Below are 15,334 nucleotides of genomic sequence, written 5' to 3'. Positions count from 1 at the left end.
TATAGCCGCTCCGGTAATAACTTTCTACATAGATTTGCTTCATCCGGACTCCCCATCTTCACCTCCCAGAGAGTCCAATATGTTTCTGAACTTTTGCATGGGGCATGCTGGAATTTCTTGCGACTTTCGATTTCACATCTCGTTCAGGAACGCAAGATGACGCCCATGAACCCAATCCCGCAAGATGTTGTCGTTCTCCAGCCGGCAGTTTTTATCATCCGGCAGGATAAAATTTAGCAACTCTATGCTATAATATCGGAGATTTTTCCCCGCTGGAAGGGTGGCATGTTCACGCATCTTCACGTCCATACCGAATACAGCCTGCTCGATGGAATGTGCCGTATTCATCCTCTGGTTTCCCGCGCCAAAGAGCTGGGCATGACCTCGCTCGCCATCACCGACCACGGGGTTCTTTACGGGGCTATTCAGTTCTACCAGGCGGCTAAAGAGGCCGGCATCAAGCCCATCCTCGGTTGCGAGACCTACATCGCCCCGGGCAGCCGGCTCGGGCGCAGCGCCAGCGATAAATCTAACTCTCACATTGTGCTGCTGGCCAAGAACCAGACCGGATGGCATAATCTGATCCAGCTTATCACCAGGGCGCACCTGGACGGCTATTATTACAAGCCGCGCGTGGACAAGGAGCTTTTGATCCAGCACCGCGAAGGTCTCATCGCTCTGTCGGCCTGTCTGGCAGGCGAGGTGCCGAGCTTGATCCTCTCAGGCCGCCTGCAGGACGCGCGCGAAGCCGCCCGCTGGTACAAACAGACTTTCGAAGATTTTTACTTCGAGATCCAGCGCCAGCCCATAGCCGAGATGGAACGCGTCAACCAGAAACTGGTAGCCATTTCACGTGAACTCGATATTCCCCTGGTGGCCACCAATGATGTGCATTATGTCAACCAAGATGACGCCTCCGCCCATGATATTCTCTTGTGCGTCGGCACCAGTACAACCGTTTACGATGAAAAACGCATGAAGATGGCCGGCGACTACTTCTATCTTAAATCCCCGGAAGAAATGAAATCGCTTTACGCCGATTTGCCCGAAGCTCTGGAAAATACACAAAAGATCGCTGACAAATGTAATCTAGACCTGGAGTTTGGGCGGTTGCACCTGCCGGAAATTGAAAGGCCTCAGGGCAAAACTCCCGAACAGTATCTGACCGACCTGTGCTATGAGGGTTTACCGAAGTTTTATCCCAATGCTACTGCCGAAGTGAAAGAACGTCTGGAATACGAGCTGGACGTCATCAAAAAGACGCAGTTCGCCAACTATTTCCTGGTGGTGTGGGATATCGTCCGGTTCGTGCACCGGAAAAATATACTTTTTAACGTGCGCGGCAGCGCTGCTTCCAGCATCGTCTTACGCTGCCTGGGCATCACCGAGATAGACCCGCTGGAGCACAACCTTGTTTTCGAGCGTTTTCTTAACGTCGAGCGGCGCGAAATGCCGGATATCGACCTCGATTTCGAAGACACCCGCCGCGAAGAGGTCATCAGCTACGTTTCCGCCAAGTACGGCCCCGACCACGTGGCCCAGATAATCACCTTCGGGACGCTGGGGGCGCGCGCCGCCCTGCGCGACGTGGGCCGCGCCCTGGGCATGAGCTACAGCGACGTGGACCGCGTGACGCGCCTGGTGCCTTTCGCGGTAGGCATGACTCTCGCCAAAGCCCTGGAGGAAAACGCCGAGCTCAAGAATATCTACACCGAGGACGCCACCATCCGCAATCTGGTAGACACTGCCCGCCGTGTAGAGGGAGTCTCGCGCCACGCCAGCACGCACGCCGCCGGGGTGGTTATCTCCAAAGAAACGCTCACCAACTACACACCACTCCAAAAATTGGGCAGGGGCGAGAGCGGCGAACTGGTGATGACGCAGTTCCCCATGGAGGACATCGCCCACATCGGCCTGCTCAAGATGGACTTCCTGGGGCTGGCCAACCTCACCATCCTGGCGCGGGCCAGGGAGATAATCCGCTCCACGCGCGGGCTGGATATCGACTTGCGCCGTATTCCCCTGGACGACCCCAAAACCTTCGCCCTCCTGGCAGCCGGAGACACGACAGGCGTCTTCCAGCTGGAAGGCTCCGGCATGCGCCGTTACATCAAGGAGCTCAAACCCACCGTGTTCAGCGATATCTCCGCCATGGTGGCGCTCTACCGCCCCGGCCCCATGGAGCAGATACCGCATTTCATCAGGTCAAAGCACGGCGAGGAACCCATCCGCTATCCCCATCCCACGCTCGAGGAATACCTTGCGGAAACCTACGGCGTCATTGTTTACCAGGAGCAGGTGCTCTTTATCGTGCGCGCCTTTGCCGGTTACTCGCTGGGCCAGGCGGATATTTTCCGCAAGGCCATGGGCAAGAAGATACCGGAAGTCATGAAAAAAGAACGCCAGAACTTCATCAAGGGGGCTATTAAAAAAGGCTTTAGCGAAGGACTGGCGCAAGAGGTGTTCGGGCTCATCGAGCCCTTTGCCGGCTATGCCTTCAACAAGGCACATGCCACCAGTTACGCCCTCATTGCCTACCAGACGGCCTATCTCAAGGCCAACTATCCGGAAGAATATATCACGGCGCTGCTTATCGCCTACTGGGGCAATGCCGAAAAGGTGGCCGTATCGGTGGGCGAATCGCGCCGCCTCAAGATAGAGGTGCTGCCCCCTGACATCAATAAAAGCCAGTCCTATTTCGCTATCGAGAAAACGGCGGACGGACGTTCCGCCATACGCTTCGGCCTGAGCGCCATCAAAAACGTGGGACTCTCAGCCGTCGAGCCCATAATCGAAGAGAGGGAAAGGGGGGGGGAATACAAATCGGTGGAGGACCTGTGCAAGCGCGCCGGCATGGCGGCGGCCAACCGCCGCGTCCTGGAGAGCCTCATCAAAGCCGGCGCTCTGGATTCTCTTGGCGAACGCGGCACGCTGCTTTTCAATGTCGGCCGACTGCTCGATATGGCCCAGCAGCAGCAGCGCCTCAAGGACAGCGGACAGTCCACCATGTTTGACCTGTGGGGTACCGCCGTCGATGTGCCTACGCCCAGCCTGGAAATGGTGGATGCGGCGGCCACTACCAAAGAAAAACTGGACTGGGAAAAAGAGCTCACCGGCGTTTATCTTTCGGAGCACCCTTTCAGTCCCTTCATCGGTCAAGCGGCTGAAGACAATACCACCCTGTGCGGACAGATCGACCACGAAATGGAGGGGCAGGTGGTGCGCGTGGCCGGCATGGTGGCGTCGCTCCACACCATGTTGACGCGGGATGGCCAGACGTCCGTATCGGCCGTGCTGGAAGACCTCGACGGACGCATCGAGGTGATGGCCTGGGCGCGTATTTACGCCCAGACTAAAGAGCTGTGGTGCGAAGGCAATATCCTGCTGGTGGAGGGCAAGGTGCGGGAACGCGCCGACCAGATGCAGATTGTTTGTGAACGTGTGCGGAGGTATGATTTGGAACCCCAGAAAAAAGAAAGACCGGCGGCCAGGGTAGCTACTCCCCCGCCCGCCGTAGAAAAAAAAACGGCTGAGCGCCAGCGGCTCACCATCACATTGCAGCAGACGGATGATGCTCAGGCGGACATCGCCCAGCTGCATGCCGTGATGGCCGTTTTGCATGACTATCCCGGCAACGATGAGGTCAGCCTGACAGTAAGCAACGGCACCAAGATATTCAAGCTCAAGATGGGGCAGGTGCGCGTGGCCTACAGCGACGAGCTGCGCCGCCGTGTGGCGGCGCTTATAGGTGCGGACGGAATCAAAACAGAGGTCATTAAAGCGTAGGGTTATGATGCAAGACGCGCAGGATGAAGCCTTAAACAAAAGCCGCGAAGGCCACCGGGCCCGCCTGCGCGCTAAATTCCTGAAGAGCGGCCTGAGAGCGCTCAACGACTACGAAATCATCGAGTTGCTGCTCACTCTCGGCCAGCCTCGCAAGGATTGTAAGCTGGCGGCCAAGGAGGCTATCAAGCGCTTCAAAGACCTGCGCGGCGTTCTGGAAGCACTCCCCGAAGAACTGGAGCAGATAGAGGGCATTGGCCCCTCAAATTCGTTCGGCATAAAATTCGTGCGTGAAGCCGCGAGCGAATACCTGAAGCAAAAAGCTTTAGGTAGACCCTCGCTTAATTCCGAGAAGGCCGTTTTCGATTACCTCTACCAGTCCATGAGCGGCCTCAAAAAAGAGGTTTTCAGAGTCCTCTTTCTCAACAGCCAGAACGAGTTGCTGGAGACGGAGGCCATTTCCCAGGGCACGGTCAACGCCAGCGCCGTTTTCGCGCGGGAGGTAATAGAACGGGCGATTAAACACAAAGCCACTGCCCTCATTTTCGTCCACAATCACCCCTCTGGTAATACCGCTCCAAGCCAGGATGATAAAGCTATCACGCGCGAACTGGTGCTCGCCTCGAGCGTCATGAATCTCAATGTGCTGGATCATCTCATCATCGGCGACAACAGCCACTACAGCTTCGCAGCCCAAGGGCTGATTCAAAAATACGAGGCCGAGGTGGAGAGCATGAAAAGGCGAAGTGGAACATAAAGCGCCTCCTGTAACCTTTTACCTCATGGAGCGTTTAATAAGTAGATACTGCCGATTGGAGGTGGCTATGAATAAAATACTGCTCTGTTCTCTCTCGGTGATTTTATTTCTTATAGCGGGCTGTGCCGCTTCGAGCCCTGGCGCCACCTATACCGACCCGGATAAAATTATCCGTGTAGAAGTCGGCCAGGAATTCACTATATCCCTTAAAGCCAATCCCACCACCGGCTATACCTGGGATGCCCTGAGCCCGGCTTCCTGGTTGCAAATGGTTGAAAAAAGCTACAAGGCGGACGAGCCGGTTCTGGTGGGCTCGGGTGGAGTGGAGAATTTCCGTTTCAAGGCGCTTGGTAAAGGTCAGACAACCATAACAATGGGCTATGGGCGCTTGGTGGATTCCAAGGCAGCACAGACAAAAGTCTTCACCGTTGAGGTGAGTTCTTAACCTTTATACCTTCAAGTTTCAACAGGCGGTGTTTGGCAGGGGGTTCTCCGCTGAAGCCCCCGATGCCCCCGTCCGCGGCCAGAACGCGGTGGCAGGGAATAATAATCGGTATGGGGTTTTTGCCCAGCGCGTTTCCCACCGCCCTAGAGGCTCCGGGCTTGCCTATTTGCCCGGCTATCCAGCCGTAACTGCGTGTCTGGCCGTAGGGAATGCCGCGGCAGCTCAACCAGACCTTTCTCTGAAATTCAGTGCCTGACGACAGGTCGAGCTTGTCGCCGAAATCAACAGGTTTCCCCCTGAAGTAATCTCTTATGCGGGACACCGCTTCGTCGAAACGCTCGAAGCTCATGCGAACGGCTTCAGGACCGGGGTTCAGTTCGTCAAGTGCCGCTTTTTCAGTCGCCTGCGGCAGCGTGAGTCTCACAATTCCCGCGGGGGAAACAATCATTCCCACCCAGCCTGAATCGGTTTTGAAGCTGGTATAGCGCCACTGGCTATGGTTTTCCTTGCTCAGCATGGTATCTCCGTTCTTTTTGGGACAAGCGACTTCTCGCGCTGGTTCTACCCTGGTCGTCGAAGGGTTATTCCAGTTCGGTGCGGATAAGGTCATACCTGCCATCCGCCCGCCGCCTGAGGATAGCGGCTCTGTCACCGCTATCCGTGTCGATGAAAACGAACAGTTCGTCTTTGAGCAGGTCCGCTTCGGCCAGGGCTTCGGAGAGCGACATCGGCCTGATTCCCATATTGGTCGTCTGGGCGATGCGCTTGCGGCCGGCTGCTGGCGACGCCTCCGATGACTCTACGCGTATGGATTGCCCGCCTTTGTCCTTGCCCTGCCATTTGCCCTTCTGTTTATCTATTTGTTTGTTGATAGAATCGAAAGCCCGGTCTACGGCTGTCAATACGTTCTCAGCCCGTTCCTCGGCATGAAGCGTAAGGTTGGCTCCGCTGAGGCTGACCCGTATCACGGTGCGGTCCAGGGATGAGCGTGTGGGTTCTTCGATGACCTCAATGCGGGTTTCCATGATATTGTCGAGTTTGCTGTCGAATTTGCCCAGCTTGCGTTGGATGTAGCTTTTCAGTTCCGGGGTAAGAGTGACGTTGCGGGTATTGACAGTCATTTCCATAACATTCGACTCCTTTCCCTAAACTTCCCTGGCGACGGTCAACCCCCAGACAGACAGCGCCCCCGCCCGCTTGAGAGCCGAGGCACAGGCATCCAGGGTGGCACCGGACGTTGACACGTCGTCTATCAATAATACCCTCTTGTCCTTCACTTTTCCATCCAGGCTCTTAAATGCCTCTCTCATATTGCGATGCCTTTCAACAGAACTGGCGGTCCTTGCCTGAGGAGGCGTGTGGACGTGGCGCTTGAGGATGTCGGAGCGCACGGGAATGCCGCAAAGCTTTCCGAGCTGGTGGGCCAGAAGAAGGGACTGGTTATAACCCCGTTCGCGCAGTCTCTGAGGATGCAGCGGCACCGGTATAAACACATCAGTATCAATCGGATTCTCCGTCAGATAGTCATGGAGCACCGCGGCCAGGGGGGCGGCCATTACCCTCATGTTCCGGTACTTGAGCTGGTGCACGGCCTCGCGCGTCAGTTTTTGAAATGTGAGAGGGGAACGGATGCCGTCAATGGCAAGGTCGAGGCCGGCGCAGTCGCGGCAGGATTGGCCGCCGGTTTGAGGCAGGCCGCAACGGGAACAGAAAGGCGGTGAAAGGCGCGGCAGCTTCGCCAGGCAGGCGGGGCAGACTACCTCGCCTTCGAGCCCGCAGCCTATGCAAAACTGCGGGAAGAAGGAATCCGTTACAGCTTTTCCCAGGCGGTCCAGTCGATACAGCACGCGGCCTCGCGTTGAGAGACGGATACTAGGTTACGATGTTCTGGCGCGAGCGTCCGTTGTTGGCCCCGTTCATAATGGGTTCGTGGATATAAATATCGCCGTTCCTGATTTTGATGTTGTAACCGCATTCAGGATTGGTGCAAACCCAGGCTTTGTAAGTGATAGAAGCCCCCTGGCTGCCGAAGTCCGAAAGGGGCACGAGGTCGCCCACATGGCACTTGTGGCACTTGGGCATAGCATACTGTTCCACGGAATCCACCTCCCAGCCTTGATTTGCGGGAAGTATACACTACCCCATCGACAATTGGCAATAGGCTAAACACATAAAAATTGAATTCTTAGATGCACGGATGTCCGAGGTCGAAAAAAAAGCTGGACCAGCGAAAAAAATGAATCTAGTCTGACTCGTTCGCTCAAGATTGGTGACCGAGTACAGCTGAAGAAAGGACCGTGTAAATAGGGCCGGACGGTGTAAGCTGACTTTTAATCAGACTGATCGAGCCGACCTGAATCCTGCAATCGGTCGCGCATGCGGTGGAGCCTATGGCCTGCCCCAGTCTCTTTTTGTCGGCGGCGGAGGCTTCGTCACGCACGCGCGCCAGTGTAAGGTGGGGGCTGAAAGGTCGGTTTTCAGGACTGAACCCCAACCCGGCGAGGAGATGTTCGAGATATTTCTGTATCTTAGACAGCTCTTCGACGTTGCCGTTTAATCCGACCCACACGACGCGCGGGTTCTCCAGATTAGGGAAGGCGCCCAGACCGGCCAGGGTCAACTCGAATGTATCGAATCCGCGGCAGGCTTGAGTGACGGCGCTTTTGATAGCGTCGAGCTTGGACAGGGGAACGTCACCGAGAAAGTTCAGCGTCAGGTGAATGTTTTCAACGGCGCCCCATCTGGCGGGGCAGTATCCGCAGGCCCCTTTCACTTTCTCCTGGAGATGGGCTAGCTCACTTTTGGTTTCCTGCGGCAGCTCGACGGCGATGAAAGCGCGCACCTGTTCCGCGTTATTCTCAGCCACCTGCTAACCCCAGCAGCTTTTGCGTGTTCAGTCCCAGGATAAGGTCTCTGGCTTTCGGGGGTATATTCAGAGCCTGGATTTCTTTCAGAGCGCGGCTTTGGGGCATCAGGGGATAATCGCTGCCGAAAAGGATATGTTCGGCCCCGATAATGTCTATGGCCTGCCTGTATATCGCCGGGTCGTAGAGGAACGGCGAGGCTGCCGTGTCGAACCAGGTATTGGCGAGAGCTTTTTTCACCTCGGGCATGAGCGCGTAGAAAGGCATGCCGCCGCCCCAGTGCGCCAGTATGATTTTTAACCCCGGATAACGTGTTATAAACGGATAAAGCGCCTGCGGCGTCAGGTCTCCCTTGCCTGGATAGGGGTGTCCAACCGGTTCGGAAGTGTGAAACAGGCATATCAAGCCGCGTTCGATGAGGAATTTGGCGATAGGTGTCCATAGACTGTCAAATGGGGTGTCAAGACTGGCAGGCGTAGGCCTCATCTCGCCGATTCCCATAATACCGCCTTTGACGCAGCGCTCAAGCTCATGCAGGGCGCTATCACCGGCTTCCGGCAGCAGAGTGGCCATCCCCATGAGGCGCTTGGAAAAACGGGCGATAGAATTGAGGATGTAATCGTTGGCTTCGTTACAGAGTTCCTGCCGCGCCCAGCCGAAGCCGCAAACCACGGACATGTCGATGGCGTTTTTGTCCATGCTGTCAACCAGCTCGTCCGCGGTAACAAGCCTGGACGAAGGCCGGCTATAGAGCGCCGCAAAGCCGGCATCTGCCTGGAGGTAACGCTCCCGGTTTCTTATGACCTCCGGTGAAAAAATGTGTGTGTGAGAATCGATTAACACGCCTGGATTATAGCACAAACAAAAAGGAAGGTGGCTCGAAAAGAGCCACCTTCCCCTGTTTGACTTCCGCCTGCGACAGGCATAACAAAATCTGTGTGGGGAAAAAGTGTTCTCTTACTCCTTCTTCTTTTCGGCCTTGGCCTCGGGTTTGGCTTCTCCCTCGGCAGCCACTTCGCCCTCAGCCTCGGTGGGAGCGGCGACAGCCTCAGCGGCCACAGCCACCACTTCCTCTTTCTCTTCAGCCACCTGGCTGATTTTCACGATAAGCTGGTCGGGAGGCGCCACGATGGTCACTCCCGGCTTGAGCTTGATGTCGCGCACGGAGATAGACTGGTTGACCTCAGCTAGAACGCTCAGGTCGACCTCAATCTGAGGAGGCAGGTCGTCGGGCAGACTCTCGACGTCAAGCTCGTTGACGATATGCTCGATAATGTTGTTCTTCTGTTTCATAGCCGGAGCAGTGCCAGTGAAAATGATGGGTAGCGCCACCTTGATTTTCTCTGACTTGTTGACCTGGTAGAGGTCGACATGGACGAGCAAGCCGGTGAGGGCGTCGCGCTGAATTTCGCGGATAAAAACGCTGCGCGCTTCTTTCTCGCCGCCAACCTTGACATTAATGAGTCTGGTGGTGCCTTTCCGGGCGATGACTTGCTGAAGCTCGCTCGTATCGCATTGCAGCGCCAGAGATTCCACGCCGTGCCCGAAGAGATGCGCCGGGGTCTGCCCCTCGCGGCGCAGGAAGCGCGTCTTTTTACCCACGACTACTCTCTTGCTGAGTTTTAAACCCGTATCTGCCATTGCTGGTTGCCTCCTAGTTGTATTCTGTTTCTTTTAATATCGGTTATTTCTGTTGTCACTACCCTGTGTCAAGTCCCAATCTATATAACCCTGTTTAATAACCGCTAGATATTCAAGCGAAGGTTTGCCTTCGTCCCCCTGACGTTTCCGGACGAAGGTGACCGCCTCGACGGCCTCTCCGGTGTCCCGGAAGACTATCACGTTTGCTGTCGTGTAATCAGTCCCTTCATACCGGGCGAGGCGCGACAAGTCCTGTTCGCTAATCTCATAAATCCCGCCCATCACCCTGTCGCCGCGGGACTGTTGAATGCTGGCCACCGCGCCGCGCCAGGTGCGCGACCAGCCTGAAAAAATCAGTTTATAGTTGGGGAGTGTAGCGCTGAAGCGGGATTTGGCGGACGGGGCGCGTTCCGACATTTGCTTGCGGTTCAGGTTCGAGGCGAAGGCAAAGTAGTACACGCAACCCCCTCATTTTACCGCGGGCATTTCGAGCCCCGGCTGTTTTGACCCACTGCTAGGGCAGACACTCCTTTCCCAAAGTTTATATATTAGCCTTTTTTGGCTCCGCCGTCAAAGGCAGCCACAGGCGGCAAAGAAAAGAGGAGGCTCTCCCAGACGGAAAGCCTCCTCTTTAGCAATCCAGGACAAGTTAGCCCAAGGTCTTTGATACCGATGACACCAGGTTGGGAGTCTTGTCGGCCGCCTGGTAATAGCCGAGGAAGCTCTTGACCAGCGCGTCGCTGCCAAGGAATGCCTTGGCGAACTGATAGGAAATCGTCTGATAAAGCAAACGGGCGGTGACGATGTATGTGCCCTTGCCGCTCAGGCTTATCTGATATGTTACCTGGTCCGAGCCGCCGATGAAATTCGCATCGTTTAAAGCATCACCGTAAACGCCCGCGTCGGGGGGCGCCGTCGCCTTATTGAATCCTGTCGGTAGCAGGCGGTTATCCTTGAGATAGCTCGCTGCGCGCAAGAGGTTGTAGGTTACCTTGCCGTCCGTATCGCTCATGATTGACTCGTAAATCTGTACCTGGTCGGACCGGGTGATGAGATTGTAGTGCGGCTCGTAAGCCCCGGTCTTGGAGTCTGCATCATTGCCGCTGATTCTGCCGTCGGCATTGGGTTTGCCCGATTCGAAGACCACCTTGCCCGAACTATCGGTCACGGTGAATTGAATCCAGACGCGGCGGGAGGGGAAGCCGGTGGGGAATTTGTGGCCTGTCTGGTCGGAAACAGAAAGGGTGACCTTCATAACTCCGTTTTCAATGACACTGCTCACAACGGAAACCTGCCCCGAACGTGTGCCGAGCTGGGTGCTGGTAAGTTGAGAGGTTGCCAGCATCTGTTCTGTAGAAGCGCTTAGTTTGAGATCAGAGACATGTGAACTCATTATGTTAAGTATCAGGCTGCTGCCGCCGATGAAGCCATGCTGGTAGAATGTACTGCGCGGCGTGATGGTAGTGGGATTGTTAGAAATCGCCACGGGGCCGCTGGCGAGAGGCATGTGGCAGAACTGGCAGGCAAGTTGCTGGGCGGGGTTGCTACCGTAAATACTGTTAGCCCACTCCATGTAGGGCGTTTGCTCCGGGAATGTCCCTTTTACATTACCCTGGCTGTCGACGAAAGGTGTGTAGACAGTATGGCAGGTGCCACACAAACCGGCGCTGTTGGTCTGCTCCCCCAGAGCCGGAGTAAAACCCACCACGCTCTGCATGGGGTCGATGAGAGGGTTGGCATAATGACCGAACGCGATGCGGTTGGGCGCTTTGGTGGACGTATCGATAACATATTTGCCGTCGAAGGTGTCTGGCGTGCCGAGCCCGCTGCTTTGAATCTGATGACACAGCGTGCAGGAATTGCCGTCCAGGGCGGCTTTATTCAGGCTGTTGGACGCGCTGAGGAATCCATTTCCCAGCACGGAAACGGTCGTGCCGTCACTTACCGCCTGAGTGCGCGCCATGGGCATGTGGCAGATGGCGCAGGCATCTTCGATGGCGCTTTTCAAAGCCGGCAGGTCGGCCGCTTCAGAAGCAACTTTGGCCAGGAAGTAAGGGTCCCTGGCGGCATTGGCCATCATGGTGGAACGCCACTGGGTATCTATGGACACGTCTTTACCGCTGGCATCCTTAAGGTTGCTGTGACATTGCGCGCAGTTACCCGCACCGGCGAAGTGGCTGGTGGAGAATTGCACCAGCGGCGCGCCGGGGTCGAAAGGAGTCGTGGATGTTGACGGCGAACTTCCCGCACAGGCTCCTGTGAGGGTTACCACTGCGGCAGCTCCGAGACATACCAGCGCCTTTAATGATGAGGTTGTTTTAATCATAGTACACATCCTGCCTTCTCCAGCCCCCGTGCTGGAAATATTTTAAAGGACACGCTTGTTATGCACTTATAATTATCGGAGACGGAATCACCAGTGTCAAGACTGTTACCAAAGTTTTTGGAAAAAATATTCCAAATCTAACTCAAAGCTATTGACATTTGAGTTACGAATGGTCTATCCTAGCACCAAACTCACCAAAGGAGGTGTTCCATGCAGGGTTATTGTGTAAAGTGCCGCACCAAGAGGGAGATGAAGAACGCCAAGGGCATCACCATGAAGAATGGCCGCCCGGCCACCCAGGGCGTCTGTCCCGTCTGCGGCACCAAAATGTTCAAGATCGGAAAATAGTCCCCTTCACCCGTCAAGGTGAAAGAGGCTGGAACTAATCCGGCCTCTTTTCTTTTGGGCTTTACGAAAGAGAAAAATTGCTCTTAGATGGTTTGACAATCTTAAACAGGCAGTCTATATTGGCATTATCCGGGGCAAAAGATTGCCACAAGAAAAAGGGGTTCTGGTGTCATGAAGGCCTACGGCGAACCCGTTGCGGTAGACAAGTTACCTCGGTTAAATGAGTATGGCGCTGACGACCTTTTTGTCTGCTGCGCCAGTTTCGAGGACAGGTGTCTTTCGGGGGCGCTCAAACTGGGCCCTGGTTTCAGGGTTCGCTACAGCGTTATCTTTGTCATCGAGGAACCTTTTTATACCAAGGAAGTCGATACCAATCTTTTCAAACTACAGTCGCAGCTCAGCCGGCATACCGGTGAGGGCGTCTATATCATCCGCTGTCAGCGCGACAATCCAGCGGAAGCTATAAGCCAGCTAAAAAATATCTGGCCCAAGTGCAAGCCCAAAGATACCGACGAACCGTTTATCACCTTCGATATCAGCGGGTTTACCAAGATATACCTTCTACAACTCCTCTACTTCATCGTGGCCGAGCAGAATCTGGGCATACCGCGCATTATCCACACCACCCAGGCGTATACCCCCACCAAGCTTACTCGCGGCGTAGAGCAAATCACCACCGTGGCCAATTTCTTCGGGACCATATCGTTCGAAAAGCAAACGTTGCTGGTGCTGCTGCTTGGATTTGAGCCGGAGCGGAGCCTCAGTGTCTGGAAGCATTTCAACCCGGTGCGCACCATCGCCCTCATCAGCAATCCTCCGAGAGATGGCCAGACGGATTATCTGGAGTACGCTCAGAAAAACAACGCCTATCTGCTGGCTCAGGCAGGCGTTGAATTACGCGACGTCCCGCCCGACGATCCTTACGGGGTGCGCAATATGCTGGAATCAATTTACCATGAAGTGCGCGATTCTTTTAACGTGGTGGTGGGGCCTTTCGGCACCAAACCGCAGACTGTAGGGGTATTTCTTTTCTGCCTTGAACATCCCAAGGTACAGGTGGTCTACTCTTACCCCACCAGTTACACCCGTTCTTACCTTCAGCGCCAGCCCGGCGCCACTCTTTTGCTGCCCATGTCACCGGCGGTGGGAGTGGACATCCGTAACCGCGACGCGGAAGATTGACTAGGGGGTTTCCCAACCTCGCTTTTTTCATTTTTCGCTCCTGACCTTCTCGGGCTGTCCGATGATTGATGTCATATGGTTTCTATCTGTCCATCTACCCCTTGACAACCACGGCCAGTTGACTATACACTGTCCACACTATGGCGAATCAAAGTTTTAACATTAACGAAGCAGCCAAAAGACTCAATGTTTCCACGCGCACCATCAGGCGCTACATAAAGGCCGGTAAGCTCAAGGCCGAGCTCGTCAAGGGCAGCTTCGGCGACGAATACCGCATACTGGAGCTACCCCCGCAACTGGACCCCAATCTGACCATGGACAACGGCAAAACTGCTGGCAAGACCTCGGGGCAGCCGTCGAGCGAGAGCTTCGACCTCATCCGCGAACTGCAGGAAAAGAATCTGGCGCTGGCGGCGCAATTGGGGGCCGCCGCCGAGCGCATCCGCAATCTGGAGGGGCAGGTAAAACTGCTGGCCCCACCGAAGCCGGAAAAGCCGGTGGCCGAACCCTGGTGGCAACGTCTTCGCGAGGTGCTTCAGCGCCGCAAAAAGGCTTAAACCTGATGCGGCACCTGTCGCCATACCCTGGACAGGTGAGTGAGGGCGACCAGGCTGGGTAAAGCCATACCGTATATAATATAGATTCCCTTTACATGGAAAACCCAGCCTAAAAACGGTAACAGCACGAAAAGCGGCACGCTGGCAAGCGTAACATTTTTTGTTTTAAGCAAAGTCAGCAGGCTGACAAGACCGGCGATAAGCATCGGCCATGTAACCAGTAAAAACAGTACCCCTATGGTGGTAGCCTCTCCCCGGCCTCCCCGGCAATGTAAAAACACAGGCCAGTTGTGGCCGGCAACTGCCAGTATGCCGGCCAGCAAGATGACGGGCATGCTCATATCGGCGAACTGTGCTATTGAGACTACCACGATGCCCTTGAGAAAATCGATTATCCCTACTGTGATGCCGATACGCGGGCCGAACAGGCGGAAGGCGTTTTGAGCGCCCATATTGCCATCGCCCATCTGGCGTATGTCTTTACCGCAGGCGATGCGCCCTGCGATATAAGCTGTTGGGAAGGCTCCCAGCAGGTAAGCCAGGACAAGCACCGACAGTGTCAAAGCCCACATATGTTTCTCTTAAGTGCCGGGGGAGGGACTCGAACCCACAAGGATTGCTCCGGAGGATTTTAAGTCCTCTGCGTCTGCCAGTTCCGCCACCCCGGCCTGCCCTTGCTATTGTACTATGCCGCAGGGTTGGCTTCAACTGTACAACGCGGTATCTGTCTCCAGCGAGCGGATAATCAGGTGGTGTCAGTCTATCCGCCCTCTTAGAAAGTGGTCATTTTCCTCTCCGTTAGCGGAAATCTGGCTTGCCACAACCCCTTGCCATCGGCCAGGGTTGTCAATGGGTGTGGAAGGTCTGTTATAATGCGAGCATGAGACAGAATATATCCGTCAAAGATATTCTTAAATTTCTTGGAATGATTTTACTAACCGGCACGAGCGGGCTGGTGATGGGTTTCGGGGTGGGTTATTTACTGGCAGCGTTGATGCGCAATCAATTCGAAGGATGGGGTGGACTGGTGGGCGCCATCATCGGTCTGTTTGTTTTCTATCCAGTCGGCGTCATACTCGGACAGGTCATATTCAAACTCAGGCATTACCGGGGGTCTCTTCTACTGGGAATTGCGGGAGTTTTCGCTGGCGCTTTTATGACCATGGGATTGAGTTACCTGTTTCACCTCAACGTGAGCTCAAACATCTTACTTCCCAGCTTTCTCGTGCTCACCCCACTACTGGGAACGGCAGGCTATCACCTGGGAAGAAGAAAACCTCAGGTCGAAACACCGACAGTGTGAATTGGTGCTTAAAGAGATACCGCGCGAGGATTAATCTCATTAGGGTCTAATTCCCCGCCGCTTGCGGCGAATCCGGTAAATATATCCAGATTCACAAAGATCAACTAAGATTATTGTGATACCCCGAC

The 15,334-nt window shown here is 55.1% G+C and carries 16 protein-coding genes and 1 tRNA gene; 6 read left to right on the top strand and 11 right to left on the bottom strand.

The window, feature by feature from the left end; genetic code table 11:
* Positions 1-285 precede the first annotated feature (285 nt).
* Genes C4542_01240 through C4542_01230 form a run of 3 tightly spaced genes read left to right on the top strand, consistent with a single transcriptional unit; the run spans position 286 to position 4,985 of the window.
* The gene (locus C4542_01240) at positions 286-3,786 is read left to right on the top strand and encodes a DNA polymerase III subunit alpha (GenBank protein RJO62968.1); all 3,501 of its coding nucleotides are present in this window, start codon (positions 286-288) and stop codon (positions 3,784-3,786) included.
* A gap of 7 nt (positions 3,787-3,793) precedes the next feature.
* Positions 3,794-4,540, top strand: a complete 747-nt coding sequence (gene radC / locus C4542_01235) for a DNA repair protein RadC (protein ID RJO62971.1) — start codon at positions 3,794-3,796, stop codon at positions 4,538-4,540.
* Positions 4,530-4,985, top strand: a complete 456-nt coding sequence (locus tag C4542_01230; GenBank protein RJO62967.1) for a proteinase inhibitor-like protein — start codon at positions 4,530-4,532, stop codon at positions 4,983-4,985. Before radC ends, C4542_01230 begins: the two co-directional genes overlap by 11 nt.
* On the opposite strand, the gene C4542_01225 is transcribed toward C4542_01230, so the two are convergent.
* The 9 genes from C4542_01225 to C4542_01185 form a co-directional block, all read right to left on the bottom strand.
* Positions 4,963-5,430 (bottom strand): methylated-DNA--[protein]-cysteine S-methyltransferase, encoded by a 468-nt coding sequence (locus tag C4542_01225; protein RJO62970.1) that lies wholly within the window; start codon positions 5,428-5,430, stop codon positions 4,963-4,965. The genes C4542_01230 and C4542_01225 overlap by 23 nt on opposite strands.
* A 136-nt stretch (positions 5,431-5,566) precedes the next feature.
* Positions 5,567-6,112: a ribosome-associated translation inhibitor RaiA gene (raiA, locus tag C4542_01220; GenBank protein ID RJO62966.1), complete on the bottom strand. Its 546-nt coding sequence runs from the start codon at positions 6,110-6,112 to the stop codon at positions 5,567-5,569.
* An 18-nt stretch (positions 6,113-6,130) separates the two neighbouring features.
* Entirely contained in the window at positions 6,131-6,832 is a 702-nt protein-coding gene (locus C4542_01215) for a ComF family protein (GenBank protein ID RJO62965.1), read from the bottom strand.
* A 25-nt stretch (positions 6,833-6,857) separates the two neighbouring features.
* Positions 6,858-7,067 carry a hypothetical protein gene (locus tag C4542_01210; GenBank protein ID RJO62969.1) on the bottom strand — a complete coding sequence of 70 codons (210 nt, stop codon included), beginning with the start codon at positions 7,065-7,067 and terminating at the stop codon, positions 6,858-6,860.
* A 178-nt stretch (positions 7,068-7,245) separates the two neighbouring features.
* Positions 7,246-7,851, bottom strand: a complete 606-nt coding sequence (gene thpR / locus C4542_01205; protein RJO62964.1) for an RNA 2',3'-cyclic phosphodiesterase — start codon at positions 7,849-7,851, stop codon at positions 7,246-7,248.
* Entirely contained in the window at positions 7,844-8,710 is an 867-nt protein-coding gene (locus C4542_01200; protein RJO62963.1) for an amidohydrolase, read from the bottom strand. Before C4542_01200 ends, thpR begins: the two co-directional genes overlap by 8 nt.
* 96 nt (positions 8,711-8,806) lie before the next feature.
* Positions 8,807-9,490 carry a 50S ribosomal protein L25 gene (locus C4542_01195; protein RJO62962.1) on the bottom strand — a complete coding sequence of 228 codons (684 nt, stop codon included), beginning with the start codon at positions 9,488-9,490 and terminating at the stop codon, positions 8,807-8,809.
* Between the two features lie 33 nt (positions 9,491-9,523).
* Positions 9,524-9,949 carry a gamma-glutamylcyclotransferase gene (locus tag C4542_01190; GenBank protein ID RJO62961.1) on the bottom strand — a complete coding sequence of 142 codons (426 nt, stop codon included), beginning with the start codon at positions 9,947-9,949 and terminating at the stop codon, positions 9,524-9,526.
* Positions 9,950-10,139: 190 nt separating this feature from the next.
* Positions 10,140-11,816 (bottom strand): hypothetical protein, encoded by a 1,677-nt coding sequence (locus C4542_01185; protein RJO62960.1) that lies wholly within the window; start codon positions 11,814-11,816, stop codon positions 10,140-10,142.
* Positions 11,817-12,335: 519 nt separating this feature from the next.
* Here C4542_01185 and C4542_01180 point away from each other — a divergent pair.
* Positions 12,336-13,346, top strand: coding sequence for a hypothetical protein (locus tag C4542_01180; protein RJO62959.1), 1,011 nt, complete (start codon positions 12,336-12,338; stop codon positions 13,344-13,346).
* A 140-nt stretch (positions 13,347-13,486) separates the two neighbouring features.
* On the top strand, positions 13,487-13,903 hold the full coding sequence (locus C4542_01175; GenBank protein RJO62958.1) for a MerR family DNA-binding transcriptional regulator: 417 nt from the start codon (positions 13,487-13,489) through the stop codon (positions 13,901-13,903).
* Here the strand turns inward: C4542_01175 and C4542_01170 are convergent.
* Together C4542_01170 and C4542_01165 are read right to left on the bottom strand one after the other, a co-directional pair.
* Positions 13,900-14,475 (bottom strand): glycerol-3-phosphate acyltransferase, encoded by a 576-nt coding sequence (locus C4542_01170; protein RJO62957.1) that lies wholly within the window; start codon positions 14,473-14,475, stop codon positions 13,900-13,902. The genes C4542_01175 and C4542_01170 overlap by 4 nt on opposite strands.
* 14 nt (positions 14,476-14,489) lie before the next feature.
* Positions 14,490-14,571, bottom strand: a tRNA-Leu gene (locus C4542_01165).
* A gap of 146 nt (positions 14,572-14,717) precedes the next feature.
* Here C4542_01165 and C4542_01160 point away from each other — a divergent pair.
* Positions 14,718-15,206 (top strand): hypothetical protein, encoded by a 489-nt coding sequence (locus C4542_01160; GenBank protein RJO62956.1) that lies wholly within the window; start codon positions 14,718-14,720, stop codon positions 15,204-15,206.
* Positions 15,207-15,334 lie beyond the last annotated feature (128 nt).

Source organism: Dehalococcoidia bacterium, assembly GCA_003597995.1.
Lineage (GTDB): Bacteria > Chloroflexota > Dehalococcoidia > Dehalococcoidales > UBA1222 > SURF-27.
This window is presented reverse-complemented; position numbering and strand designations above follow the sequence as displayed.